25 protein-coding genes and 1 tRNA gene are annotated in these 23,818 nt (G+C 66.2%); 12 read left to right on the plus strand and 14 right to left on the minus strand.

Going from position 1 to position 23,818, the window contains the following annotated elements; translation table 11 throughout:
• Window positions 1–11: 11 nt before the first annotated feature.
• The 4 genes from mrdA to O6Y00_RS09190 all read right to left on the minus strand — a co-directional run bounded on the left by mrdA (window position 12) and on the right by O6Y00_RS09190 (window position 4,630).
• Window positions 12–2,054: a penicillin-binding protein 2 gene (gene mrdA, locus O6Y00_RS09175; protein ID WP_353442675.1), complete on the minus strand. Its 2,043-nt coding sequence runs from the start codon at window positions 2,052–2,054 to the stop codon at window positions 12–14.
• Window positions 2,055–2,080: 26 nt separating this feature from the next.
• Window positions 2,081–2,611 (minus strand): rod shape-determining protein MreD, encoded by a 531-nt coding sequence (mreD, locus tag O6Y00_RS09180; RefSeq protein ID WP_353442293.1) that lies wholly within the window; start codon window positions 2,609–2,611, stop codon window positions 2,081–2,083.
• On the minus strand, window positions 2,608–3,480 hold the full coding sequence (gene mreC, locus O6Y00_RS09185) for a rod shape-determining protein MreC (RefSeq protein WP_353442294.1): 873 nt from the start codon (window positions 3,478–3,480) through the stop codon (window positions 2,608–2,610). Before mreC ends, mreD begins: the two co-directional genes overlap by 4 nt.
• 106 nt (window positions 3,481–3,586) lie before the next feature.
• Window positions 3,587–4,630, minus strand: coding sequence for a rod shape-determining protein (locus O6Y00_RS09190; protein WP_055878614.1), 1,044 nt, complete (start codon window positions 4,628–4,630; stop codon window positions 3,587–3,589).
• Between the two features lie 151 nt (window positions 4,631–4,781).
• On the opposite strand from O6Y00_RS09190, the gene mutL reads away from it, so the two are divergent.
• Window positions 4,782–6,587 carry a DNA mismatch repair endonuclease MutL gene (mutL, locus tag O6Y00_RS09195; RefSeq protein ID WP_353442295.1) on the plus strand — a complete coding sequence of 602 codons (1,806 nt, stop codon included), beginning with the start codon at window positions 4,782–4,784 and terminating at the stop codon, window positions 6,585–6,587.
• A gap of 60 nt (window positions 6,588–6,647) precedes the next feature.
• On the opposite strand, the gene O6Y00_RS09200 is transcribed toward mutL, so the two are convergent.
• The gene (locus O6Y00_RS09200) at window positions 6,648–7,442 is read right to left on the minus strand and encodes a hypothetical protein (RefSeq protein ID WP_353442296.1); all 795 of its coding nucleotides are present in this window, start codon (window positions 7,440–7,442) and stop codon (window positions 6,648–6,650) included.
• Window positions 7,439–8,218: a peptidoglycan-binding protein gene (locus O6Y00_RS09205; RefSeq protein WP_353442297.1), complete on the minus strand. Its 780-nt coding sequence runs from the start codon at window positions 8,216–8,218 to the stop codon at window positions 7,439–7,441. Before O6Y00_RS09205 ends, O6Y00_RS09200 begins: the two co-directional genes overlap by 4 nt.
• Before the next feature lie 233 nt (window positions 8,219–8,451).
• On the opposite strand from O6Y00_RS09205, the gene O6Y00_RS09210 reads away from it, so the two are divergent.
• From O6Y00_RS09210 to bla, 7 genes are all read left to right on the plus strand, one after another.
• Entirely contained in the window at window positions 8,452–8,697 is a 246-nt protein-coding gene (locus O6Y00_RS09210) for a hypothetical protein (RefSeq protein ID WP_353442299.1), read from the plus strand.
• Between the two features lie 154 nt (window positions 8,698–8,851).
• Window positions 8,852–9,220, plus strand: a complete 369-nt coding sequence (gene rpsM / locus O6Y00_RS09215) for a 30S ribosomal protein S13 (RefSeq protein ID WP_056015521.1) — start codon at window positions 8,852–8,854, stop codon at window positions 9,218–9,220.
• A gap of 84 nt (window positions 9,221–9,304) precedes the next feature.
• Window positions 9,305–9,694 (plus strand): 30S ribosomal protein S11, encoded by a 390-nt coding sequence (rpsK, locus tag O6Y00_RS09220; protein WP_031395237.1) that lies wholly within the window; start codon window positions 9,305–9,307, stop codon window positions 9,692–9,694.
• 100 nt (window positions 9,695–9,794) lie between these two features.
• Window positions 9,795–10,865: a DNA-directed RNA polymerase subunit alpha gene (locus tag O6Y00_RS09225; RefSeq protein ID WP_031395236.1), complete on the plus strand. Its 1,071-nt coding sequence runs from the start codon at window positions 9,795–9,797 to the stop codon at window positions 10,863–10,865.
• A 180-nt stretch (window positions 10,866–11,045) separates the two neighbouring features.
• Window positions 11,046–11,468, plus strand: a complete 423-nt coding sequence (gene rplQ, locus O6Y00_RS09230; RefSeq protein WP_056482675.1) for a 50S ribosomal protein L17 — start codon at window positions 11,046–11,048, stop codon at window positions 11,466–11,468.
• 164 nt (window positions 11,469–11,632) lie between these two features.
• Window positions 11,633–13,189, plus strand: coding sequence for a glutamine-hydrolyzing GMP synthase (gene guaA, locus O6Y00_RS09235; protein WP_353442300.1), 1,557 nt, complete (start codon window positions 11,633–11,635; stop codon window positions 13,187–13,189).
• 169 nt (window positions 13,190–13,358) lie between these two features.
• Window positions 13,359–14,186: a subclass B3 metallo-beta-lactamase gene (gene bla / locus O6Y00_RS09240; RefSeq protein WP_353442301.1), complete on the plus strand. Its 828-nt coding sequence runs from the start codon at window positions 13,359–13,361 to the stop codon at window positions 14,184–14,186.
• Between the two features lie 17 nt (window positions 14,187–14,203).
• Here the strand turns inward: bla and O6Y00_RS09245 are convergent, their stop codons facing one another.
• The 3 genes from O6Y00_RS09245 to O6Y00_RS09255 form a co-directional block, all read right to left on the minus strand.
• Window positions 14,204–14,677 (minus strand): cupin domain-containing protein, encoded by a 474-nt coding sequence (locus O6Y00_RS09245; protein ID WP_353442302.1) that lies wholly within the window; start codon window positions 14,675–14,677, stop codon window positions 14,204–14,206.
• Window positions 14,677–15,771, minus strand: coding sequence for a Gfo/Idh/MocA family protein (locus tag O6Y00_RS09250; RefSeq protein WP_353442303.1), 1,095 nt, complete (start codon window positions 15,769–15,771; stop codon window positions 14,677–14,679). Before O6Y00_RS09250 ends, O6Y00_RS09245 begins: the two co-directional genes overlap by 1 nt.
• 133 nt (window positions 15,772–15,904) lie before the next feature.
• Window positions 15,905–16,489: a gluconokinase gene (locus O6Y00_RS09255; protein ID WP_353442304.1), complete on the minus strand. Its 585-nt coding sequence runs from the start codon at window positions 16,487–16,489 to the stop codon at window positions 15,905–15,907.
• Window positions 16,490–16,685: 196 nt separating this feature from the next.
• Between O6Y00_RS09255 and O6Y00_RS09260 the strand changes: the two genes are divergently transcribed.
• On the plus strand, window positions 16,686–17,789 hold the full coding sequence (locus O6Y00_RS09260) for a lactonase family protein (protein WP_353442305.1): 1,104 nt from the start codon (window positions 16,686–16,688) through the stop codon (window positions 17,787–17,789).
• A gap of 4 nt (window positions 17,790–17,793) precedes the next feature.
• On the opposite strand, the gene O6Y00_RS09265 is transcribed toward O6Y00_RS09260, so the two are convergent.
• From O6Y00_RS09265 to O6Y00_RS09285, 5 genes are all read right to left on the minus strand, one after another.
• Window positions 17,794–19,389 (minus strand): carboxylesterase/lipase family protein, encoded by a 1,596-nt coding sequence (locus O6Y00_RS09265; RefSeq protein WP_353442306.1) that lies wholly within the window; start codon window positions 19,387–19,389, stop codon window positions 17,794–17,796.
• Window positions 19,390–19,484: 95 nt separating this feature from the next.
• Window positions 19,485–20,363, minus strand: coding sequence for a 3'-5' exonuclease (locus tag O6Y00_RS09270; protein WP_353442307.1), 879 nt, complete (start codon window positions 20,361–20,363; stop codon window positions 19,485–19,487).
• Window positions 20,364–20,440: 77 nt separating this feature from the next.
• Window positions 20,441–20,517, minus strand: a tRNA-Arg gene (locus tag O6Y00_RS09275).
• Window positions 20,518–20,714: 197 nt separating this feature from the next.
• Complete coding sequence (locus O6Y00_RS09280) at window positions 20,715–20,975, minus strand: SWIB/MDM2 domain-containing protein (RefSeq protein ID WP_031394799.1); 261 nt, start codon at window positions 20,973–20,975, stop codon at window positions 20,715–20,717.
• Between the two features lie 47 nt (window positions 20,976–21,022).
• The gene (locus O6Y00_RS09285; RefSeq protein ID WP_248522066.1) at window positions 21,023–21,226 is read right to left on the minus strand and encodes a DUF2945 domain-containing protein; all 204 of its coding nucleotides are present in this window, start codon (window positions 21,224–21,226) and stop codon (window positions 21,023–21,025) included.
• A 119-nt stretch (window positions 21,227–21,345) separates the two neighbouring features.
• Here O6Y00_RS09285 and O6Y00_RS09290 point away from each other — a divergent pair, with 119 nt between their 5' ends.
• Genes O6Y00_RS09290 through fghA form a run of 3 tightly spaced genes read left to right on the plus strand, consistent with a single transcriptional unit; the run spans window position 21,346 to window position 23,695 of the window.
• Window positions 21,346–22,452 (plus strand): S-(hydroxymethyl)glutathione dehydrogenase/class III alcohol dehydrogenase, encoded by a 1,107-nt coding sequence (locus O6Y00_RS09290; protein WP_353442308.1) that lies wholly within the window; start codon window positions 21,346–21,348, stop codon window positions 22,450–22,452.
• 11 nt (window positions 22,453–22,463) lie between these two features.
• The gene (locus O6Y00_RS09295) at window positions 22,464–22,847 is read left to right on the plus strand and encodes a VOC family protein (protein ID WP_353442309.1); all 384 of its coding nucleotides are present in this window, start codon (window positions 22,464–22,466) and stop codon (window positions 22,845–22,847) included.
• Entirely contained in the window at window positions 22,847–23,695 is an 849-nt protein-coding gene (gene fghA, locus O6Y00_RS09300; RefSeq protein ID WP_353442310.1) for an S-formylglutathione hydrolase, read from the plus strand. The genes O6Y00_RS09295 and fghA overlap by 1 nt, the downstream gene beginning before the upstream one ends.
• Window positions 23,696–23,818 lie beyond the last annotated feature (123 nt).

The raw sequence follows: 23,818 nt of genomic DNA on the forward strand, positions 1-23,818 counted from the left end.
CGTGGATGTGATCATTGCTGGCGGTCCCGCGAATCGTCCTCTGCCACGGTCGCGCCCGGCGCCGTCAGCGCCTCCTGCGTCGCGTTGGCCATGTCGGTGGCGTTCTCGACCGCGGGGGCGTCGCTGGGGATGATCGCGTCGGTCTTGGTCGCGATCGCAGCCGGGGGCGCGGATTGCGCCTTGCGGTAGGTCTCCGCGGTCGCCGCCATGCGCGTGCGGATGTCGCCGCCCCAGGTCGGTTCGACTTCGGCCAGCGACTTCAGCGCACGCTCGCGGTCGAGCATGTAGGTCATGATGTCGCGGCCGATCATCGGCGTGTCGAGATTGCGCACCGTGTGGCCGTTATGCTCGAGCACCACCGCGAGCGCGTAACGAGGATTATCGGCGGGCGCGAAACCGATGAAGAGCGCGTGGTCGCGCATCTTGAACGGCAGCTGGCCGTTCTTGAGCACGCCCGAGCGCCGTTCCGCCATCGTGATGCGGCGGACCTGCGCGGTGCCGGTCTTGCCCGCGATCGCGACGCCGGGGATCAGCAGTTTCGCCGCGCCGCCGGTGCCGCCCTGGTTGATCACGCCGAACATCGCGTCGCGCACGCGCGCGAGATGCTCGGAATCGATCGCGAGGGCAGGGGAGTCGCGGTGAACGTGGCTGGCGAGGATACTCGGCTGCAACGCACGCCCCGACGCGAGCCGCGCCGCCATCACCGCGAGTTGCAGGGGATTGGCGAGTACATAGCCCTGGCCGATCGACGCATTCAGCGAATCCGCAACGGTCCAGTCGTGCTTGTACTTCTTCAGCTTCCATGCCGGATCGGGCACCGTGCCGTAGCGCTGCGTCGAGAAGGGCAGGTCGAACTTCTGCCCCATGCCGAGCGTCCGCGCGATCGGCGCGATCGCGTTGTAGCCGACCCGCCGCGCCATCTCGTAGAAATAGATGTCGCAGCTCTGCATGATCGCGTTCTTGAGATCGAGCGGACCGTGGCCGCTCTTCTTGTGGCAATGGAACACGCTGGTCCCGAGCCGCATCGCGCCCGAGCAATTCACGCGCGTCGATGGATCGACGCCGGCGTTCATCAGCGCAAGGCCGTTCATCGGCTTTACGGTCGAACCCGGCGGATACAGCCCCTGCGTGACCTTGTTCATCAGCGGCACGTGATCGTCGTCGCTCAGCATCTGCCATTCGAGATGGCTGATCCCGTCCGAGAAACTGTTCGGATCGTATGCCGGCATCGACACCATCGCGAGCATCTCGCCGGTGCGGGTGTCGAGCACGACGACCGACCCGGAGTTGGTGCCGAGCCGCCTTGCGGCATATTCCTGAAGCCCGACATCGATCGTCAGCCGCGCAGTCTTGCCGGGGACGTCGGGCTTGGTCGCGAGTTCGGCGACCAGCTTGCCGCGCGCGGTGACCTCGACGCGCTTGGCGCCAGCGACGCCGCGGAGCTCGGCCTCGAGCATCTTCTCGAGCCCGTCCTTGCCAAGCTTGAAGCCAGGGGTGACGAGCAGCGGGTCGTGCGTCTTCTTGTATTGCTCGGCGTTGGGCACGCCGACATAGCCGGTCAGGTGCGCGACCGCGGCCCCGGCCGGATAGCTGCGCGCGAACCCACGCGTGGGCGCGACGCCGGGCAGTTCGGGCAGCCGCACGCTGACCGCGGCGAACCGCTCCCAATCGAGATTCTCCGCGACCTGGACCGGCTGGAATCCGGCGGCGTGTTCCAGGTCGATCGCGATCCGCTCGACTTCCTCGGGCGGCAATTGGAGGATGCGGCCGAGCAATGGCAGCACGCGCTCCTTGTCACGCAGGCGGTCGGGGATGATGTCGACGCGGAAATCGGTGCGGTTGTTGGCGATCGGCACGCCGTGGCGGTCGACGATCCAGCCGCGGCGCGGCGGCAACAGCGTCATGTTGACGCGGTTGCTCTCCGACATTTGCGTGTAGCGTTCGTTCTGCGCGATCGACAGCCACGCCATGCGGCCGGCGAGCAGCAGCCCGACGCCGCCTTGCGCCGCGCCCAGCATCCACGCACGCCGCGAGAAGCTGTACGCCTGCGACATCTCGGTGACGATCCGCGGGGTATTCCTCACTCGGCACCGCGCTTGTTCTGGATCGCCGCGACGATGCGGGCGGCCAGCGGGAACATGAGGATCGTGACCGCGATCTGCGCGATCAGGATCGTGTCGACATGCGCGCCGACCGGTACCGCGATGAAGCGTCCGACCAGGATGCACGCCGCGATCAGCCCGCCGGCGATCAGCCAGTCCTGCCAATAGTCGCGGAAGGCGAGCCGCTGTTCGATCATGTCGATCGCGACGAACGCGAGCGACCACATCAGCACCGCGCTGCCGAGCGGCTGGCCGCTGACGAGGTCGTCGAAGAAGCCGAGCGGGGCGGCGGCCCAGGGTTTGAACGCGAACCGCGCGAGCAGCCGCCACGCGAGCAGCATGACGAACCCGAACGGCGGCAGCAGCGGGATCGTCGCGACAACCGGGATGATCGTGATCAGCGATCCGGCCATCACCGTCAGCCAAGGGATCGCGCGTGACCGGCCGGCGGGGATCTTGGTCTCGAACGGCTTATAGTCGACGCTGTCCACTAGGCGGGGCGGCATCATTGCTGCGTCACCGGGCGAGGCGGGGGCACGGGCATGAACATCCGCTCGACCAGCGCGAAGTCCAGCGTATCCGGATCGGCGAACGTCCGCGCCATCACCGAATCCGACCCCGCCTTCATCACGCGCGCGACGGGCACGCCGGGCGCGTAGATGCCACCGGTGCCGGTCGTCACGAACAGGTCGCCCGCGTTGAAGCGGACGTTGGTGGCGTTGACCGAGCGGATGTCGATCATCCCGTCGCCGCGCCCCGCCGCGATCGCGGGCATGCCGTCGCGCGTGCGGCGGACGGGGACGATGCTGTCGCCGTCGCTGAGCAACAGCACGCGCGCCGCGTTCGGCCCGGTCTCGACGACGCGGCCGATCAGCCCGTCGGGACCGCGGACCGGCATACCGGGCAAGACGCCGTTCCAGCGGCCGGCGTTGAGCAGGGCAAAGCGCCGCCCGCTCGACGCGCTCGAACTCACCAGCCGTGCGGTGACGACGGGATCGGGCGAGCGATCGCGGATTGCCAGCAACGATCGCAACCGGCGATTGTCATAGGCGATCGTCCGCGCGCGCATCAGCAGCGCGCGCGTCCGCTCGCGATCGGCGCGCAGCGCGACGTTCTCCTGCTTCACGAAGAAGTAGTTGCCGATCGCATCGGGGATGCCCGAAATCGAAGACCCGACCGTCGCGAGCCCGGTCGACACCGGCGTCGTCACGCCCGCGACGCCCATCCGCAGCGCGGAAAACGCGGGCGGATTGAACATCGACGCGACGAGCAGCACCAAGCCCACCACCGCACCGGCGACGGCGAGCACATAGCCCATGAACACACCATATTGCCGACGCCGGGAAAACCCCGTGCGCCGGTCGCGGGCTGGCGCCATGCGCCTGTCCCCCTGTCTCGGGCGCCGGCGAACCGCGAGGGCCAGATCCCCCGCGACTCGGACGACGCGATTTCGTGTCCGCGTGTCTTAAAGCAAAACCAACCGCTTAGCCGCTCATCAGCACGCCGCGGAACAACGGATCTTCGAGCGCACGACCGGTGCCGAGCGCGACGCAGGTCAGCGGGTCCTCGGCGACCGTCACCGGCAGCCCGGTCTCGTCGCGCAGCACTTCGTCCAGACCCTGGAGCAATGCGCCGCCGCCGGTGAGCACGATGCCCTGGTCGACGATGTCCGCGGCCAGTTCCGGCGCAGTGTTCTCGAGCGCGACGCGGACGCCCTCGACGATCGTCGCGACTGGTTCGCTGAGCGCTTCGGCGATCTGGCCTTGGTTGATCTGGATCTCCTTGGGCACGCCGTTGACGAGATCGCGGCCCTTGATCTGGATGATCATGCCGATGCCGTCGACCGGCGGCTTGGCGATGCCGACCTCCTTCTTGATCCGCTCCGCGGTCGCTTCGCCGATCAGCAGGTTATGGTTGCGGCGGACGTAGCTGACGATCGCCTCGTCCATCTTGTCGCCGCCGACGCGCACCGAGGTCGTGTAGGCGAGACCACGCAGCGACAGCACCGCGACTTCGGTCGTGCCGCCGCCGATGTCGACGACCATCGAACCGATCGGCTCGGTCACCGGCATGTCCGCGCCGATCGCCGCCGCCATTGGCTCTTCGATCAGCCAGACCTGCGATGCGCCCGCGTTCGACGCGGCATCGCGGATCGCGCGGCGCTCGACCTTGGTCGAACCCGACGGTACGCAGATCACGATCTCGGGCCAGCGCGCGAACTTGCGCGGGCCGTGGACCTTCTGGATGAAATACTTGATCATCTGCTCGGCGACGTCGATGTCCGCGATCACGCCGTCGCGTAAGGGGCGGATCGCCTCGATGTTGCCCGGCGTCTTGCCCATCATCATCTTGGCGTCGTCGCCGACCGCCTTGACGCGCTTGATGCCGTTGATCGTCTCGACCGCGACCACCGACGGCTCGTTCAGGACGATGCCGCGGCCACGGACGTAGACGACGGTGTTCGCGGTGCCGAGGTCGATCGCCATGTCGTGCGACATGAACTTGAAGAAACGCGAGTAGAAGGCCATTCAATCAGGGTCCCGTAATCCTGGCCGCCGGACGGGCGGCACATCGCACACATCATCTCGCGTGACCCGCCGGTGATGTCGAGCACCGGGTGCCTGTTTAAATGGCGTTTGCGGGTCGCGGGATGCCGTCGCTTGGTCTAGACGCAAACCCATGTCAATACGGCGTCTCCCCGAGCATCTGGTCAATCGCATCGCCGCCGGTGAAGTGGTGGAAAGACCCGCCAGCGCGTTGAAGGAGTTAGTCGAAAACGCGATCGATGCAGGCGCGGGGCGCATTGCGATTCTCCTTGCAGAAGGAGGCACTTCGCGGATCGAAGTCGCCGACGACGGCTGCGGGATGACCCCCGCCGACATGGCCTTGGCGCTCGAACGCCACGCCACCTCCAAGCTGCCCGACGAGTTTATCGAATCGGTCGTGACGCTCGGCTTTCGCGGCGAGGCGTTGCCATCGATCGCGAGCGTCGCGCGGCTGACGATCGAAAGCCGGATCCGCGGCGCCGAAGGCTGGGCGCGCACCGTCGACAATGGGAAAGTCGAGCGCGAAGGCCCCGCCGCGCTCCCGCCCGGCACGCGCGTCGTGGTCGAGGACCTGTTCGCCCGCGTCCCCGCCCGCCGCAAGTTCCTGCGCTCCCCCCGCGCCGAATACGCCGCCTGCCTGGACGTCGTCCGCCGGCTCGCGATGGCACGGCCCGACATCGGTTTCACGCTGGAGCATGACGGTCGCCGCGCGCTGTCGGCGATGCAGGTCGAGGACCGGCCGGGCAGGGTGGCGACGCTCACCGATCGCGCACTCGCCGACAATTCGGTCGCGATCGACCTAGAGCGGGAAGGCCTCGTGCTCGGCGGCGTCGCCAGCTTGCCGACCTACAATCGCGGCATCGCCGACCACCAGTATCTTTTCGTCAACGGCCGCCCGGTAAAGGACCGCCTGCTGATGGGCGCGATCCGCGGCGCCTATGCCGAGATGCTCCCGCGCGACCGCCATGCCGTGGTGGCGCTGTTCCTCGACGTTCCCACCGACCAGGTCGACGTCAACGTCCATCCCGCCAAGACCGAAGTCCGCTTCCGCGACCCCGCGATGGTAAGAGGCCTGATCGTCTCCGGCCTCCGCCGAGCGCTCGACGCGGCCGGCCACCGCAGCCAACGCGCCTCCGAATTCGCTGTAGCCATGTGGCAACCCGAATCCATCTCCTCTCCCGAACGGGGAGAGGAAGGGGCCCGTCCGCAAAGCGGATGGGAAGGTGAGGGCACGCTCCAAAGACTCCCATTGGAAAGTCGCAGCTACGGAGCGGTCAACGATTCCCGCCCAACCTTCTTCGCGTCACCCCCGCAGGCGCGCGCAGAACCCGCGTGGGCGCCCCCGCCCCAAACCGCCGCCTTCCCGATGGGCGTAGCGCGCGGCCAAGTCGCAAAAACCTACATAGTAGCCGAAGCCGAAGACGGCCTAGTCCTCGTCGACCAGCACGCCGCCCACGAACGCCTCGTCCTCGAACGCATGCGCGCCGCGTTGATCGGTGGCACTATCGCAAGCCAGGCCCTCCTGATCCCCGAAGTCGTAGAACTCGACGAATCCGCCTGCGACCGCCTCGAATCCCGCGCCGAAGAACTCGCCGAATTCGGCCTCGACCTCGAACGCTTCGGCCCCCACGCCATGCTAGTCCGAGCTACCCCCGCGCTCCTCGGCCAAAGCGACCCCAAAGGCCTCGTCACCGACCTAGCCGACGAACTAGCCGCCTTCGACGAAGCCCTCTCCCTAAAGGAGCGCCTAGACGCAGTAGCCGGCACGATGGCCTGCCACGGCTCCGTCCGCGCCGGCCGCATCTTGTCGGTCGCCGAAATGAACGCACTCCTCCGAGAAATGGAAGTCACCCCGCATTCCGGCCAATGCAACCACGGCCGCCCCACCTGGGTAAAACTCGCGCACGGCGACATCGAGAAGCTGTTCGGGCGGAAATGAAGGGAACGGTTGCTGGCGTCGAACGGCAATATCGCGTTTAAGCGTTTCCCCGGTCTGCCATCATCGAAGCGTTATGCTCCGATCGCCAGCCAAATTCACCTCGCCATTCGCACTTACCGATTGGCTGGCACAGCGCACCATGTTTGGCGCCAGCCGAGGTTGGCGGCAGCGTGGGATCGTCCTTATTGGAGCAAGATCCGAGATTCGATAGACGGTCGTGCGATAGACATATTGTTCGCGGACCTGCTCGATCGCGCACGCGATCGCGATGTTCGTCCGGGTGCGCGCGACTTCGGGTGCCGTGCAATCTCGCTCGATGGGCCGCCGCGGACCCATCACGTCGTCGACCGCGACGCGGAGCCCTTCGCGCGGGTCATCGCGCGACGCAACGTACCACGGCCTTATCAGCAGCCCGGACTTGACGCTGCTGACAATGTCGATGCCGCTATAGTTGATTGGCGCGGCGCGCATCGCGGCGAAGCTTCCGTCGACAGCCGGCAGGTTCCGTGCGGTCAGGCTGTCTGCTCTGGGGGTGCAGCGCTTCGTATAGGCGCCGCCGGATCGGACAGGCGACGGATCGGCAGCGATCGTCCGCACAAGCACATAAAGGCCCGGCCGCATCTCCGGGCAATCGCTGCTTGCCATCACCCAGGCTCCGGGCGATCGGCGCGCGACGTCCGCTCCGACCAGCGCCAGCGGATCGGTTGCGCTTTGCAGGACGAGAAACGTCTTCGTGGCTGACATAGCCCGCGCGTGGGCCGGCGCCTGAGCCTGCGAGGGCTGGACGACATTCAGCATGCAGCAAGTCAGCACGAGCTGTGCTGCGACGGAACGGTCGGTCCTGAACACGTTCACAAGCCGCTCTCCCGCTTTACTTGCCGCAACGCCGAATTCTGCCGGCCTTGCAGATGAGCCCAATCTCGAAAACTGGTCCAGTCGCCGCCCCATACCAAGCCATGCATCTTGCCGATCCTGCCCAGTGCCTTGAAGAAAACATGGCAGTTCGGCTCGTTCCAGCCCCAGCGTTCGTCCACCACGTCTACGGCCAGAGCATTGGGAATGCCCTGCGGTGTCTGTGCATTATGAAAACTGAACAGGACCTTGGTGCGGCCCTGGCGGTGGAGCACGAGCTGCTTGGCAACCGATCGCCAGGCGAATATGATTTTTGGCTTGAATCCCTCCGTACGCAACTGGCTTAGGATGGGTTCGATCTGGCGCCGAAAAACCGGATCAAGGCTCGCCAGTTTCTTGTCTTGCGGCCAGGCTTCGCTGTCTCCTGTCCAGTCCGTCCGCATTGCTTTTGACGAGGGTGCCAACGCTGCCACGCGGGAGGGGGCTGGCGCCTGTTGGACTTGAGATGGTTGAATCCGAGATGGGCTGCGTGGCGGGGCGGCCCGCGTGATTGCGGCATTCAGGCGGTGTAGGGTCAGGCCATTCGCGTCGACCCTGCCGTCAGGGGCCCGAAGTATGTGCTGCTGATAACCGTTGATCGCCGCTATCGTTCTCGGTCCTGCGATGTGATCGACAGGACCCGGGTTCATGCCTGCACGATGAAGCAAATCTTGAACTTTGCTGACATCGTCTGGACGATTGACGCCAAGCCGCCCGACGCTAGCAGAAATCGTGATCATCAATCACCTCTCTCGTTTCCAAGAAATATTGCCTGTTCTGTGGTACATCGCAATCTTAAAATCGCTGTGTGGCACTGATGTTTTCGAGCCTTGCTCTAGCTGATTGCCGCCGGTGTTTCCTGCATCCTCTCGAACGCTACGGCATCACTCTGTCGTTGCAGCATTCCGGCTCGGGTAGTTCGGTCGTCTTTTGCCGTTTGCCGTTTGCCATGACGCCAATTAACTCGTCGAGCATGGACGCATTATCCCTATTCGGCCTAGCCGCAGTCTCCTTCACCCTGCTATGCTACGCCAAGGAGGCCGGCTCGCATTGGTGGACGCTCGGCTTCGCGTTCGGGTGCGTGCTCGGTTCGATCTACGGTTTCCTCCAGGGTGCGTGGCCGTTCGGGGTGGTCGAGCTGATCTGGACGGTCGTCTCGTTCCGTCGCTGGCTCAAGCTGCGACAGGCTGCACCGTCTGCCGTGGAACCGCTCGCTTGACACTGCGTTAGCACGCGCTTATTCGAACTCTCCCCGACACGACGGTTCCGGCGGCGCTTGTTTGCGTTCGTCGCTATCGTGCGTTTCGGTTCATCGCTAAGAGATGGGGTCTGTGCAGCCATGCCGGACCTCGTGGAGCAGGAGAACCAAGTTCATGGCACGTATCGCGGGTGTTAATATCCCGACCAACAAGCGCGTGGTGATCGCGCTGACCTATATTCACGGCATCGGTTCGACCAAGGCCAAGGAAATCGTCGCGAAGCTCGGCATCGCCGACACCGCCCGCGTCCAGGACCTGACCGACCAGGAAGTCCTGCATATCCGCGAGACGATCGACGCCGATCACACCGTCGAGGGCGATCTGCGCCGCCAGACCTCGATGAACATCAAGCGCCTGATGGATCTCGCCTGCTATCGCGGCCTGCGTCATCGCAAGGGCCTCCCGGTCCGCGGCCAGCGCACGCATACCAATGCGCGCACCCGCAAGGGCAAGGCCAAGCCGATCGCCGGCAAGAAGAAGTAATCCACTTTTTCAATGGATTACTCCGCCGGCGCTGGTCCCAACGGGCCGCCCGGCGTCACGCAGATACAGGTCAGGAAATACACCATGGCACGCGAACCTCAGCGCATTAAGCGGCGCGAGCGCAAGAACATCACCTCTGGCGTCGCTCACGTTAATGCCAGCTTCAACAACACCATGATCACGATCACCGATGCCCAGGGCAACGCGATCTCGTGGTCGTCGGCCGGCGCAATGGGCTTCAAGGGCTCGCGCAAGTCGACTCCGTACGCGGCCCAGGTCGCAGCGGAAGACGCCGGCAAGAAGGCCGCCGAGCACGGCGTCCGGACGATCGAAGTCGAGGTCAAGGGCCCCGGCTCGGGTCGCGAATCGGCACTGCGCGCACTTCAGGCAGTCGGTTTCCAGATCACGTCGATCCGTGACGTGACCTCGATCCCGCACAACGGCGTTCGCCCTTCGAAGCGTCGTCGCGTCTGATTTCTCCGACGTTGCCCGTGCGCGGTTGATCGCGCGGCACGGGTGCATTTTAACGGTCGGCGGAAGTCCTTTTCGCCGGCCCCCAAATTAGGGGAAGCATGTGTCTGTCAACGCAAAGAACTGGCAGGAACTCAAGAAGCCCAGCGGCCTGGAGAAAAAGGCCGGTGGCGACACCAAGCGCAAGGCGACCTTCATCGCCGAGCCGCTCGAGCGTGGCTTCGGCCTGACGCTCGGCAACGCGCTGCGTCGCGTGTTGCTTTCGTCGCTGCAGGGCGCGGCCGTCACCTCGATCAAGATCGAGAACGTGCTGCATGAGTTCTCGTCTCTGGCCGGCGTCCGCGAGGACGTGACCGACATCGTCCTCAACGTGAAGCAGATCGCGATCCGCATGCAGGGCGAGGGGCCCAAGCGCCTCCAGCTCTCGGCAACGGGTCCGGGTGAAGTCAAGGCCGGCGACATCGCCGTCTCGGGCGACATCGAGATCATGAACAAGGATCTCGTGATCTGCCACCTCGATGAGGGTGCGACGCTCAACATGGAGCTGACCGCCGACATCGGTAAGGGTTACGTGCCCGCGACCGCAAACCGCCCGGCCGATGCGCCGATCGGTCTGATCCCGGTCGATGCGCTGTACTCGCCGGTACGTCAGGTGTCGTACAAGGTCGACCCGACCCGCGTCGGTCAGGACCTGGATTACGACAAGCTGACGCTGACGATCGAAACCGACGGCACGATCACTCCGGAAGACGCAGTCGGCTATGCCGGTCGCATCCTCCAGGACCAGCTCGCGCTGTTCGTCCACTTCGACGATTCGTCGGTGACGCGTTCGTCGGCCCCGATCGGCCAGGCAGCACCCGCTGCCGGTGGTGCGGAGCCGGCAGGCGACACGCAGCAGATCAACCGTTACCTTCTCAAGAAGGTCGACGAGTTGGAGCTGTCGGTGCGTTCGGCGAACTGCCTCAAGAACGACAACATCATCTACATCGGCGATCTGGTCGGCAAGACCGAAGCCGAGATGCTGCGTACGCCTAACTTCGGCCGCAAGTCCTTGAACGAGATCAAGGAAGTGCTGTCGTCGATGGGTCTTCGCCTGGGCATGGAAATCCCCGGCTGGCCACCTGAGAACATCGAAGAGATGGCCAAGAAGCTCGAGCAGGAGATAATGGGGTAAGCGCTTCCGGACCCCATGCCGTCACCCTAGCGGAAGCTGGGGTATCGCGGTTCGGGTCCGGTCCGCTCCTCATGGAGATCTCAGCGTTCGCTGGGATGACGGTAATTTGGGTGGGCTCATCGTCCCCACCAGCTCCCGGGTACCTCACACGGCCCCTGAACGAACGAAAAGGTATTAAACATGCGCCATCGCGTAGGCGGCCGTAAGCTTCAGCGGACCTCGGCCCACCGTCTTGCTCTGTTCCGCAACATGAGCGCCGCGCTCATAAAGCACGAGCAGATCACCACCACCGTCGCCAAGGCGAAGGAACTGCGTCCTTACGTCGAGAAGCTGATCACGCTCGCGAAGAAGGGTGGCCTGTCCAACCGTCGTCTCGCGCACGGCAAGCTGCTCGACGACGCGCAGCTGATCAAGCTGTTCGACACGCTCGCGACCCGTTACGCGGATCGCAACGGCGGCTACACTCGCGTCATCAAGGCCGGCATCCGCATGTCGGACGCCTCGCCGATGGCCGTCATCGAGTTCGTCGACCGCGACGTCTCGGCGAAGGGCCAGGATTCGGGTCCTGTGATGTCGGACGCCGAGTACGACGACGCAGCGTAAGACTGTTCTCCTGCGAACGCAGGAGCCCAGGATCAAAAGCGCTATCGTCCGTCACCCTGGGTTCCTGCGTTCGCAGGAAAACGGATGACACTAAAGAGGCCGCGTGTCCCATCCGGGAGGCGCGGCCTCTTTCGTTAAGGCCTCCATCCGGCTATGCGCCCGACATGGAGCACCCAGACAGCATTCTCATCGTCGATTTCGGCAGCCAGGTAACCCAGCTGATCGCCCGCCGCGTGCGCGAGGCCGGCGTCTATAGCGAGATCGCCCCCTTCCAGTCCGCCGAGGCCGCGTTCGACCGGATGCAGCCCAAGGGCATCATTCTCTCCGGCGGCCCCGCCTCGGTCACCACCGAGAATTCCCCACGCGTGCCGCAGCGCTTTTTCGAGGCGGGCATCCCGATCCTCGGCATCTGCTACGGCCAGCAGGTCATGTCGGCGCAGCTCGGCGGCAACGTGATCGTCTCGGGCGATGGCGGCGAGTTCGGCAGCGCCTTCATCGAGGTCAAGTCCAACTGCGCGCTGTTCGACGGCCTCTGGGCGGAAGGCGAGCGTCATCAGGTCTGGATGAGCCACGGCGACAAGGTCGACGCGATCCCGCCCGGCTTCACCCCCGTCGCCACCTCGACCGGGGCGCCCTATGCGATCGTCGCCGACGAGGCGCGGCGCTTCTACGGCGTGCAGTTCCACCCCGAGGTCGTCCACACCCCCGATGGCGGCAAGCTGATCGCCAACTTCGCGCGCCACGTCTGCGGGCTGAGCGGCGACTGGACGATGGCCGAGTTCCGCGAGACCAAGATCGCCGAGATCCGCGCGCAGGTCGGCAAGGGCCGCGTCATCTGCGGCCTGTCGGGCGGCGTCGACTCCGCGGTCGCCGCGGTGTTGATCCACGAGGCGATCGGCGAACAGCTCACTTGCGTGTACGTCGACCACGGCCTGATGCGCGCGGGCGAGAGCGAGCAGGTCGTCAGCCTGTTCCGCGGCGCCTACAACATCCCGCTGATCCACGTGAACGTCGAGGAGCTGTTCCTGAGCGGCCTCGCCGGGATCACCGACCCCGAGCTGAAGCGCAAGTTCATCGGCAAGACGTTCATCGACGTGTTCGATACCGAGGCGAAGAAGCTCGGTGGGGCAGAGTTCCTCGCACAGGGTACGCTGTACCCGGACGTGATCGAGAGCGTCAGCTTCACCGGCGGTCCGTCGGTGACGATCAAGAGCCACCACAATGTCGGCGGCCTGCCCGAGCGCATGAACATGAAGCTCGTCGAGCCGTTGCGCGAGCTGTTCAAGGACGAGGTCCGCGTGTTGGGGCGCGAACTCGGGCTGCCCGAGATCTTCGTCGGCCGTCACCCGTTCCCCGGACCCGGCCTCGCGATCCGCATCCCCGGCGAAGTGACCAAGGAACGCTGCGACATCCTGCGCAAGGCCGACGCGATCTATCTCGAGGAGATCCGCGCGGCGGGCCTCTACGACACGATCTGGCAGGCGTTCGCGGTGCTGCTCCCGGTCCGCAGCGTCGGCGTGATGGGCGACGGCCGCACCTACGACAACGTGCTGGCGTTGCGCGCGGTAACCTCGACCGACGGCATGACCGCACAGGCGTTCCAGTTCTCCGGCGACTTCCTGCCCCGCGTCGCGACCCGGATCATCAACGAGGTCAAGGGCATCAACCGCGTGACCTACGACTACACCTCGAAGCCCCCCGGCACGATCGAGTGGGAATAAGCTAGCCACGCACTACGCGATCCTCCCCCGCCAGGGGGAGGTGGCTGGCTCTTGCCAGATGGAGGGGGAGGACACGAAACAGATGGCATCGCATACCGCCCCCTCCGTCAGGCTACGCCTGCCACCTCCCCCTGGCGGGGGAGGATCGTTAGGTCGTCGCGCTAGGTCGTTGATTAGCGCGCTTGCGATCGCCGCTACCACGCCACTGCTACTGGGTGCGGCGGATCCGCCCGCCTGGACCCGGCCGCAAGCCCCGTTCCCGATCGCCGGCCCGATCACCTATGTCGGCAGCGAAGGTATCGCGGCCTACCTCATCAAGACCAGCGCCGGCGCGATCCTGATCGACGGGACGCTCGCCGAAAATGCGGGCATGATCGAACGCAACATCGCCGCCGCTGGAGTACGCCCGCGCGACGTAAAGCTCATCCTCGTCACGCACGCGCACTTCGATCACGCCGTGGGTGTCGCCGCACTTAAACGCGCAACCGGCGCTCGCGTGGTAGCTGGCGCCCGCGACGTCTCCGCGCTCGAAACCGGCACGCCGCCTGGCGAGACCAGCTACGGAGTCATCCGCTTCCCGCCGGTCCACGTCGATCGTGGCGTCCGCGACGGCGACAAGGTCACGCTCGGCAATGTCACGCTGACCGCACGCGCCACGCCGGGGCACACGCCCGGCTGCACGACCTGGACGATGCACATCCCCGCCAAGCCGCGCCCCCTCGACGTCGTCTTCCCGTGCAGTGTCAGCGTCGCGGGCAACCGCCTGATCGGCAACCGCGCCTATCCCGGTATCGTCGCCGATTACCGCCGCAGCATCGCCATGCTCGGCACGCTGCACGCCGACATCGTCCTGCCGTCGCATCCCGAACTCGCGGACGTCATCGCGCGTGGGGAGCGTCGAGACCCGGCCGCATTCGTCGATCCGACGCTGCTGCCAAGGATCGTCGCGAAGGCCCGGGCCTCGTTCGCTGGCGATTTGGCAAAACAGTCGCGATGACGCGGGCCTGAGGCGATCTAGCGCGCCGGCCTCGCGACCTTGATCCCGAGCAGCACCAGTCGGCCGTCGACGCCGAACACATGCGGTGTTCCGGCAGGGATCAGGAACACGTCGCCCGGGGCAAGCGCGCGGGTCGTGCCACCCTCGATGCGATCACCGTCGACGAGCCCGGGCGAGCGGGTTCGCGGCGCGATCAGCCTCCCCCCCGACACCAGAGTCCCCGCACCGGCGATCACGGTCGCATATTCGGCGTCGGTCGGGTGTACGGCGGGGCGGCCAGGCGTCTTCCACACCTCGAGCGCCGCAACCGAACCGTCCGCCTGCACCAAAGGTGCATAGGCGAACCCCTGGCCGGGCTTCATCGCACTTTCCAACGCCGCGGCGCGCGCGCGAACCTCGACGGAGGACGCGAAGCCGGTCGGATCGGGCGTCTGCGCGGGTAGCGCACTCGTAGCCGCCAATGCGACCATCAGCGCGAACAGGCCCCGCATCACAGCGTCACCGTCCGGCCTTCGCGCGCCGAGCGATAGATCGCCTCGACGATCCGCATGTCGCGCAAGCCCTCCTCGCCGGAGACGATCGGTTCGCGGCCGTCGAGGATGCACTCCGCCAGGTGATCGAGCTGGCCCGCGAACTGCGTTTTCCCCGGGCCGGGCGGGGCCGTGATCTCGCGCTCGCGGCCATCGCCACCGGTCCACATCCGGTTCCCCTCATAGCGCGTCGCGGGTTCCAGCTCGATGCGGCCCTGGTCGCCCATCAGCAGGATATGGTTCTGGTTGGCGCTGTACATCGACTGGCAGCCCGCGATCGCACCGGAGGGGAATTCGAGCGTCCACTCGATCATGTCCTCCACCTCGCGAAAACGGGGATCGCGACGATCGGTCGATTCGCGCGCGGTGACCGCGATCGGCTCCTCGCCGGTCATGTAGCGCGCTGCCTGCAGGCTGTAGATGCCCATGTCCATCAGCGAACCGCCGCCCGACAGCGCACGCTTCAACCGCCACTTGGTCGGGTCGCCCTGGACGAAGCCGTGTTCGGATCGGACGTAGCGAATCTTGCCTGCCGCGCCGCTGCGCGCCAGCCGCATCGCCTCGCGGTTGGAGGGCTCGAAGTGGCAGCGATAACCGATCATCAGCTTTTTGCCCGTAGTCTTGCAGGCGCGGATCATCGCCTCGCATTCCGCGACCGACACCGCCATCGGCTTCTCGCACATCACGTGCTTGCCCGCCTTCGCCGCGCGGATGGTGTATTCGGCGTGCATCGCATTGGGCAGGCAGACATACACGATGTCGATGTCCGGATTGTCGCGGATCCGGTCGAAATCGGCATAGGTATAGATCGACCGTTCGGGCACGTCGTATTTGGCCGCGGCGGCGAGCGCCTTGGGACGGTCGCCGCTGACCAGCGCGGTCACGCGGGAATGCGCGCAATTGACGAACTGCGGCAGGATCGTCTGGAGCCCGTAATAGCCGAGCCCGACGATCGCGTAGCCGAGCTTCCGTGCAGGCGCAGCGCAGGCGCCGCTGCTGGAGGTGGCAGCCAGCGTGGCGGCGGCCATCAGGAGATCACGTCTGCCGAGTTCCATCACCGATCCTTTCGGGTAAACGCGCGCCATCGTGGCTGATCCCCGCGCGCAGTGCCAGTGCCCGTTATCAAGGCCTCCGCGTATCAGGCTGCGACCCTGTGAGGCCATTACGACCTTTGTCGGGCTTGCCGCGCTAGCCGGTTTGCCGACGGAGCCAGTCGAGTGCGACGGCGCATTGCTGCCCCGAAGGCAGTTCGGCATCGAGCGTCAATGCACATTCATCCGCTGCAGGCGGCTCGAGCGTGTCGAGCTGGCTCGCGAGCAGACTGGTTGGCATGTAATGACCGGACCGCCCGCCAAGCCGACGCGCCAGTTCGGTACGGTCACCGGTAGCCAGGAACACGAACAGCAGCGGCATACCGGATGCGCGCGACAGTCGCTCGCGATACGCCCGCTTGAGCGCGGAACAGGCCGCGACCGCGGCGCCCTTGGTCTCTGCGCTCTTCTGCAGTTCCTCGGCGATGCGGTCGAGCCATGGCCAGCGATCGTTGTCGTCGAGCGGGTGGCCGGCGCGCATCTTCTCGACGCTGTGCGGCGTATGGAATGCGTCCCCTTCGAGGAAATCGCATCCCAGCCGTCCCGCGAGTGCGGCACCCAGCGTAGACTTGCCGGTACCGCTGACGCCCATGACGATGACGGCATAGGGCGCAATCACTGCGGCGTTGCCGGTGCGGGCGTCGTCGCGAGTCACGGGGGCGGTTTGGTCGGCGGACTGCACGGGTTCTCCACGGGTTGAGCGCGAACGGCTCGTTGTCATGTATCGAGCGATGGCGACGGCGTGCCTATTACGACCTTGGTCGCGATCGCTACAGCCCGGCGCGACAATTATCTGCACGCGGTGCGATCGGGTTTTCGCGAGACATGCGGTGCCGCAGGACGCAAAGGGAGCGCGGCAGGCGGCGCGAGGAGTGGGCATGACGGACTGGACGATCACACGACGATCCGCGCTGGCGGCGATGACTGCGACCATGGCGTTTCCGGCGGCGGCAAAAACGCCGGGGCTCGCCCTGATCGCCGGCACGTATGTGCGCGAGGGCGGCAAGGGGCTGTATCCGATCGCCTATGATCCAGCGCGTGACGCGTGGCAGGTCGGCGCGCCCGTGGCGGGGATCGACGACGCATCCTTCGGGGTCGGCGGCGGACCGGGTGGCGCATGGTACATGGCGCGCGAACAGGCGGCGGGGCAGGTGTCGTCCTACGCCCCCGGCTGGGTGCGCCGGGCGACGGTCCCCAGTGGCGGCGCCGACCCGTGCTACGTCGCGCTGGATCGGGCGAGCGGCTGCCTCGCGGTCGCGAATTATTCGAGCGGCAGCGTCGCGTTCCTGCGGATCGATCCACGGACCGGCATCCCCGCCGAGCCCGTCCTGTTCAAGCATGAGGGTACCGGTCCCAACCACGACCGCCAGGAAGCGCCGCACGCGCACTGGGTCGGTTTCAGCCCTGACCGGCGCTGGCTGCACGCGGTCGATCTCGGCGCGGACACGATCTTCGCCTATCGTTTCGACACTCGGCGGCGATCGTTGGCGACCCCGGTTGCCGCATGGCGCGCGCCGGCGGGGGCGGGGCCACGTCATCTGGCGCATCACCCCCGCCGGCCAATCGCCTATGTCGTCTGCGAACTGACGAACACGCTCGTCACGCTCGATGCGCTGGCGGATGGCCGCTTCGCGACCCGACACAGCATCTCGACCCTGCCGGACGGCCATGTCGGCGCGTCACAGGCTGCGCACATCGCGATCGATAAGTCCGGGCGGCGGCTCTACATCTCCAACCGGGGGCACGACAGCATCGCGGTGTTCGCGCTCGATGCGGCAGGTACGCCGACCTTGCTCCAGCATGTCGGGAGCGGCGGCGACTCGCCCCGGTTCTTCCTGCTGCTCGAACAGCAGCGGCGCATGGTCGTCGCCAACGAGCGATCGGGTACGCTCGCGATCTTCCGGGTCCAGCCCGATGGCCGACTGACCGCGACCGGGCAGGCGTTGGCCGTGCCCGGCGCGGTTTTTCTCGGCGCGCTCTAGCCGGTCACGGCACGCGCCGTTCGAGCAGCGGCACCGCGGCGGCGTAACGCGCCTGCTCGACGAACGGTTCGGAGCGCGTCCGAACGTCCACCCATTGCCGTGGGATCGTGCCCGCTGCGGAGGGCGCCGGCGACCATTTCGGCAGCCCCGCCGCGTTGGGATTGCCGGTCTTGATGAACGCCGTGAAATACCCCTGGAAGACCGTCGAGATACGCCGGTCGTCCGCGGTCCAGGCATAGGCCGGGTTGGTGTCCAGATTGCCCAGCGCGTATTCGATCTCGGCGCTGTGCACCGCGCCGAGCGGCGGGACATCCGGATTGGTCAGCGGCGGCAGCGCCGGCGGGCGGGGATGCGCGAAATGATAATAATAGGTCGGCTGCCGGGTCCGGCGGTGCAGGTCGAACCATTGCCAGGTCGACGCGCCCAGGAAGCCGTCGCTGGCGAGCGCAGTGGCGGCGCGGGGCACCTCGGCATCGGTGGTCGCGGGGTACAGGCCCAGCAACGCGTCTGCCGAGGGGCCGTAGAGCCGGGTCACCGCAGCGCGGTAATTGGTGACGGTGGGCGCGGCGGTGCCGAGGATACCGGTCCAGCTGCCCTCCTGAGAATTCGCGCCGACCAGCAAGGGCACGCGGGCTGCCCGCCCGGCCGCGTAGGTGTCGATCGGCGGTTCGGTCAGGAACCGTCCATCGACGATGAAGTCCGCGCGGAATCGCTCCCGGTCCTGCGCTTCGAGCAGCGTTTCCGCCGGCATGGCGCGCAATGCAGCCAGGGAGTCGGCACCCGCTGCATGCGCGAACGCGTCGCCGTCCGCGATGGCCTTCGCCAACGACTTCGGGTGGAACGTGGGGGGCATCACCCCCCCGCTTTCGCCGATCGCACCGGCGAACCGCGTGCGGGTCAGCGGTGACGTCATCAGCACGCTGACCGACATCGATCCGGCACTCTCGCCGCCGATCGTGACCCGCGCAGGGTCGCCACCGAAGGCCGCGACGTTGCGGCGGACCCATTCGAGCGCCGCGGCCTGGTCGAGCAGCCCGTAATTGCCCGCCGAATGCGTCGGCGACTCGGCGGCCATGCCGGCGGTTGCAAGAAAACCGAACACGCCGAGCCGGTAATTGATCGTTACGACCACGATCCCGCGCCGCGCCATCGCTGCACCATCATACCGCAGCTCGGACCCGTCGCCCGCGATCGCGCCGCCGCCGTGGATGTAGAACAGGACGGGCAGACGCGCGCCGGGCTTCGTTCCGGTTGGCGTCCACACGTTGAGCGTCAGGCAATCCTCGCCGATGCTAGGCGAGCGAAACCGCATGTCGGCGAACAGCGGCTGTTGCATGCAGCGCATCCCGAACCGGTCGGCCTTGCGCGCGTCGGTCCATGCCAAAGCGGGCTGCGGCGGCTGCCAGCGCCGCGGGCCTACCGGCGGCGCGGCGTAGGCAATCCCTAGAAACGCATCGACGGGCGCTTCCGATGTTGTGAGATGCGTGCCGTCGAGCACGCCCTCGGCCACCCGCACCCGTTGCGCCGCGGCCGGCATCGCGAGCGTTACCCCCGCCGCCAGCACCCATCCGCTCGCCAACGCCAATATCGCCGCCCGCATATCACTCTCCACGATCGTTTGGCGCGACGGTCGCAGCTTGGCGCGCGCTTGCCAAGCTCCGCCTCCTGAGTGCTGACCCTTCCGCGCGTTATCTCTCAGGCGGCGGCTGGTCCCGGAACCATATCCGCGAGGCCAAGCTCCTGTTCGGAGACGGTGCGGATCGTGCCGCCGAGGCGCCGATATTGTTCCGCCCGCCGGAATGCGCCGCTGTTGCGGACCGAATAGGCGAAGGGCGCGCGTCCGGCGATGACGAGCAGCGTGGTGGTGTTGCCGACCGCCGACACGATCCGGCCACCCAATGCCGCGATCCTGCAGGCCAGCGGACCGTCGCGCGGTTGGCCGAGGATCGCGATCCGCTCGCCGCTCAGCGGTCCGTCGGGCGCGGGGCGTGGTGCCGGGCCCGGCTTGCGCGGTGGGGCGAGCCATTCGTCGAGCGCGATGCCGGTATGGTCGATCGCCTTGACGATCACCCAGCCCGCCGCGCGCGCGTCGCTCAACGCATCGTGATGCTTGTGCGTGATGCCGAGATGCTGTGCGAGCATCCCCAGCCGATGGCTCGCCAGTTCCGGCCAGGCGCGCTGCGCGACGCGGACGCTGTCGAGCCACGTCGTTTCGATCGCCGGGCGATCATGGATACGACATGCGGCGGCCAGCGCGCCCTTGTCGAAGTAGGAATGCGCGACCGTCGTCCGGCCCGTCAGGTGGCCCTGTACGAGGGGGTGGATATCCGGGAAGGTCGGCTGGCCGACGACGTGATGTTCGGCGATTCCGTGGATCCGCGTGTTGAACAGGTGGAACTCGTCGCACGGATCGACCAGCGTCTCGTAGTCGAAGATCTCGCGCCCGTCGCGGAACCCGACGATGCCGATCTGGCAGATGCTGCTGACCCGCGAGCATGCCGTCTCCACGTCGATGACGACGAAGTCGGGGGGCAGGGCGCCTGCGGTATCGGTGGGGCTATCGACTGGTGTCACGGACGAGGCATCGAGCATGGCGCTCTCATGCACGCATGCGCGGGCCGGATAAACATCTTTGACGACAGCGAAAAAGCTGGTGCCCCCGGCGAGATTTGAACACGCGGCCTACGGTTTAGGAAACCGTCGCTCTATCCGGCTGAGCTACGGGGGCATCCGAGTGCGCAGTACGACGGTCGGATGGGGCGATCAAGCGCCCGGTTGGCGATCGGCCAAAGCTGATTGCATGACCGTCACGAGGCAGGGCAAGCAGACCCGGCGCTCGGGTAGTGGACGTTGTGTAGACGCGATCAAGGGGCGACGGGTATCGCTCACGATGCCCCGTCGCCACTTGCCGTGCAGTGCTGGCCGTCAGGCCTTGACGTGCTGCGAGATGTACTTGTTCATCTCGAACATCGTGCACTTGTCACGCCCGAAGACCTTCTTCAGCTTCTCGTCAGCCAGAATCTCGCGCTTGTTCTCGGGGTTCTGGAGGTTGTGGGCCTTGATGTAGACCCACACCTTGCTGATCACTTCGCTGCGCGGCAGCTTGTCGTTGCCGACGATCTCGCCGAGCTCGGGAGAGGGCTGGACGGGGGCGTGGATGCCGCCGGTCTTGGGAGCTGTAGCCATAAGCATTCCTTCCTGTTGCGCGCGTGCGTTGGGCACTGCGCGCGTGGTCACGCCTTGGTGAGCGCGTCCGCCTTGTGCGCCGCCTTGCCGCCCTTGTCACTCCTTACGATGAACTGCGGCTCCTCCTTGGACGCCTTGACGGCGTGGCCCTTAATCTTCGTATCGGTGGTCTGCTTCTTCTCGACCGTGCCGTGCGCTTCGCCGCCGTGCGATTTCCAGGTGACCTCGTCGCCCTTCTTCGGATCCTTCATCGCGCCATCTCCTTGATTTGAAAGGATCAAGCGCCGCACGAGCGGATTGGTTGCATCGTCCGCGGGTTGCGGAGGCGGGGCGCTGGGGGCATCAGGGCGGCAATCAAGGAGACCCACCCATGAAGACCCGCGCCGCCGTAGCCTTCGAGGCAAAAAAACCGCTCGAGATCGTCGAACTCGACCTCGAAGGGCCGAAATTCGGCGAAGTCCTCGTCGAAATTCTGGCGACGGGCATCTGTCATACCGACGCGTACACGCTCGACGGACTTGATTCGGAAGGGTTGTTTCCGAGCGTGCTGGGCCATGAAGGCGCCGGCATCGTCCGCGAAGTCGGAGTGGGCGTGACCAGCGTCGCAGTCGGCGATCACGTCATCCCGCTCTACACCCCCGAATGCCGCCAGTGTAAGTCGTGCCTCAGCCAGAAGACCAACCTGTGCACCGCGATCCGCGCCACGCAAGGGAAAGGGCTGATGCCCGACGGCACGACGCGGTTCAGCTACAAGGGCCAGCCGATCTTCCACTACATGGGCTGCTCGACCTTCTCGAATTTCACGGTTTTGCCGGAGATCGCGGTAGCGAAGATCCGGGAGGACGCGCCGTTCGATACATCGTGCTACGTCGGCTGCGGCGTGACGACGGGCGTAGGCGCGGTGGTGCACACGGCGAAGGTCCAGCCGGGTGATACCGTCGTCGTGTTCGGGCTCGGCGGGATCGGGCTGAACGTCATCCAGGGCGCGCGACTTGCCGGCGCGGGGATGATCGTCGGCGTCGACATCAACCCGGATCGCGAGCAATGGGGGCGTCGCTTCGGCATGACGCACTTCGCCAACCCGAAGGATGTGGGCGATATCGTCCAGCACATCGTCGCGCTGACCGATGGCGGTGCGGACTATACCTTCGACGCGACCGGCAACACGACCGTCATGCGGCAGGCGCTGGAGGCATGCCATCGCGGCTGGGGCACATCGATCGTGATCGGCGTGGCCGAGGCGGGGAAGGAGATTTCGACGCGGCCGTTCCAGCTCGTCACCGGGCGCAACTGGCGCGGCACCGCGTTCGGTGGCGCGCGCGGGCGGACCGATACGCCGAAGATCGTCGACTGGTACATGAATGGGATGATCGAGATCGACCCGATGATCACGCACCGCCTGACGCTCGACGAGATCAACAAGGGCTTCGACCTGATGCACGCCGGCGAGAGCATCCGCTCCGTCGTGATCTACTGAGGGGCGGGGCCATGTTCAGTCACATCATGCTCGGCGCCGACGACATCGCCGCGTCGAAGGCGTTCTACGACGCGGCATTGGGTGCGCTCGGCGTGCCCGAGGGCGTCGTCGATGACTGGGGGCGGGTGGTCTACGCGCATGACGGAGGGCGTTTCCTGCTGACCAAGCCTATCGACGGTAAGCCGGCGAGCCACGGCAACGGCAGCACGATGGGGTTCGCTGCGGTCTCGACCGACGCGGCGGATGCGTGGCACGCCGCGGGGCTGGCGAACGGCGGGACGGCCTGCGAGGATCCACCGGGCGTGCGGGAGGCAACCGGGGGACGGAAGCTCTACCTCGCGTATCTGCGCGATCCGTCGGGCAACAAGATCTGCGCATTGCACCGGGTCGCGTGATGGAGACCGTCTCCACCAGCAAGGCGTATGGCGGCACGCAGGGCGTCTATCGCCACGCCTCGACAGCGACCGGCACCGACATGACCTTCGCGGTGTATGTCCCGCCGCATGACGAGGGAGCGCAGTTGCCGGTGCTGTGGTTCCTGTCGGGGCTGACCTGCACGCACGCCAACGTCATGGACAAGGGTGAGTATCGGCAGGCGTGTGCCGAACTGGGCGTGATCCTGGTCGCGCCCGATACCTCGCCCCGCGGCGACGACGTGCCCGACGACGACGCGTACGACTTCGGCAAGGGCGCGGGGTTCTATGTCGATGCGACCGAGGAACCTTGGGCGAAGAATTTTCGCATGCGGTCCTATCTCGAGGACGATCTGCCGGCGCTGATCGGCGCGGAATTTCCGATGGCGGATATGGCGCGGCAGGGGATCACGGGGCATTCGATGGGCGGGCACGGTGCGCTGACGATCGCGTTGCGCAACCCTGATCGGTTCCGGAGCGTGTCGGCCTTGGCACCGATCGTGTCGCCATTGCAGTGCCCTTGGGGGGAGAAGGCGCTTGGCGGATATCTCGGGCAGGACCGCATGGCGTGGCGGGCATACGACGCGTGCGCGTTGATCGAGGACGGCGCGCGCGTAGAGGGGATACTGGTCGATCAGGGCGATGCGGATGGCTTCCTTGAGGAGCAGCTCAAGCCCGAGTTACTGGCCAAGGCGTGCCAGACGGCAGGTATCGACCTGACGCTGAGGATGCAGCCGGGCTACGACCACAGCTATAATTTCATCTCGACGTTCCTGCCCGACCATGTCGCATGGCATGCGACGCGACTGAAGCTTCAAGCAGGGCTTTGAACTCGCGCGCCGCTTGGCCTTACCGTCATCCTGACGAACGTCAGGACCCAGAGCCAAAGACGCAGCGCCCGTAACCCTGGGTCCTGACTTTCGTCAGGATGACGGGGGCGAACGATCCTGCCC

This window comes from Sphingomonas faeni (assembly GCF_040407565.1).
Taxonomy (GTDB): domain Bacteria; phylum Pseudomonadota; class Alphaproteobacteria; order Sphingomonadales; family Sphingomonadaceae; genus Sphingomonas; species Sphingomonas faeni_F.

What these genes read in the sequence shown, in the direction of transcription:
- mrdA (WP_353442675.1), bottom strand. Translation starts at nt 2,054, where the DNA reads ATGTCGCAGGCGTACAGCTTCTCGCGGCGTGCGTGGATGCTGGGCGCG.
- mreD (WP_353442293.1), bottom strand. Translation starts at nt 2,611, where the DNA reads ATGATGCCGCCCCGCCTAGTGGACAGCGTCGACTATAAGCCGTTCGAG.
- mreC (WP_353442294.1), bottom strand. Translation starts at nt 3,480, where the DNA reads ATGGCGCCAGCCCGCGACCGGCGCACGGGGTTTTCCCGGCGTCGGCAA.
- O6Y00_RS09190 (WP_055878614.1), bottom strand. Translation starts at nt 4,630, where the DNA reads ATGGCCTTCTACTCGCGTTTCTTCAAGTTCATGTCGCACGACATGGCG.
- mutL (WP_353442295.1), top strand. Translation starts at nt 4,782, where the DNA reads ATGTCAATACGGCGTCTCCCCGAGCATCTGGTCAATCGCATCGCCGCC.
- O6Y00_RS09205 (WP_353442297.1), bottom strand. Translation starts at nt 8,218, where the DNA reads ATGATCACGATTTCTGCTAGCGTCGGGCGGCTTGGCGTCAATCGTCCA.
- O6Y00_RS09210 (WP_353442299.1), top strand. Translation starts at nt 8,452, where the DNA reads ATGGACGCATTATCCCTATTCGGCCTAGCCGCAGTCTCCTTCACCCTG.
- rpsM (WP_056015521.1), top strand. Translation starts at nt 8,852, where the DNA reads ATGGCACGTATCGCGGGTGTTAATATCCCGACCAACAAGCGCGTGGTG.
- rpsK (WP_031395237.1), top strand. Translation starts at nt 9,305, where the DNA reads ATGGCACGCGAACCTCAGCGCATTAAGCGGCGCGAGCGCAAGAACATC.
- rplQ (WP_056482675.1), top strand. Translation starts at nt 11,046, where the DNA reads ATGCGCCATCGCGTAGGCGGCCGTAAGCTTCAGCGGACCTCGGCCCAC.
- guaA (WP_353442300.1), top strand. Translation starts at nt 11,633, where the DNA reads ATGGAGCACCCAGACAGCATTCTCATCGTCGATTTCGGCAGCCAGGTA.
- O6Y00_RS09245 (WP_353442302.1), bottom strand. Translation starts at nt 14,677, where the DNA reads ATGCGGGGCCTGTTCGCGCTGATGGTCGCATTGGCGGCTACGAGTGCG.
- O6Y00_RS09250 (WP_353442303.1), bottom strand. Translation starts at nt 15,771, where the DNA reads ATGGAACTCGGCAGACGTGATCTCCTGATGGCCGCCGCCACGCTGGCT.
- O6Y00_RS09260 (WP_353442305.1), top strand. Translation starts at nt 16,686, where the DNA reads ATGACGGACTGGACGATCACACGACGATCCGCGCTGGCGGCGATGACT.
- O6Y00_RS09265 (WP_353442306.1), bottom strand. Translation starts at nt 19,389, where the DNA reads ATGCGGGCGGCGATATTGGCGTTGGCGAGCGGATGGGTGCTGGCGGCG.
- O6Y00_RS09280 (WP_031394799.1), bottom strand. Translation starts at nt 20,975, where the DNA reads ATGGCTACAGCTCCCAAGACCGGCGGCATCCACGCCCCCGTCCAGCCC.
- O6Y00_RS09285 (WP_248522066.1), bottom strand. Translation starts at nt 21,226, where the DNA reads ATGAAGGATCCGAAGAAGGGCGACGAGGTCACCTGGAAATCGCACGGC.
- O6Y00_RS09290 (WP_353442308.1), top strand. Translation starts at nt 21,346, where the DNA reads ATGAAGACCCGCGCCGCCGTAGCCTTCGAGGCAAAAAAACCGCTCGAG.
- O6Y00_RS09295 (WP_353442309.1), top strand. Translation starts at nt 22,464, where the DNA reads ATGTTCAGTCACATCATGCTCGGCGCCGACGACATCGCCGCGTCGAAG.
- fghA (WP_353442310.1), top strand. Translation starts at nt 22,847, where the DNA reads ATGGAGACCGTCTCCACCAGCAAGGCGTATGGCGGCACGCAGGGCGTC.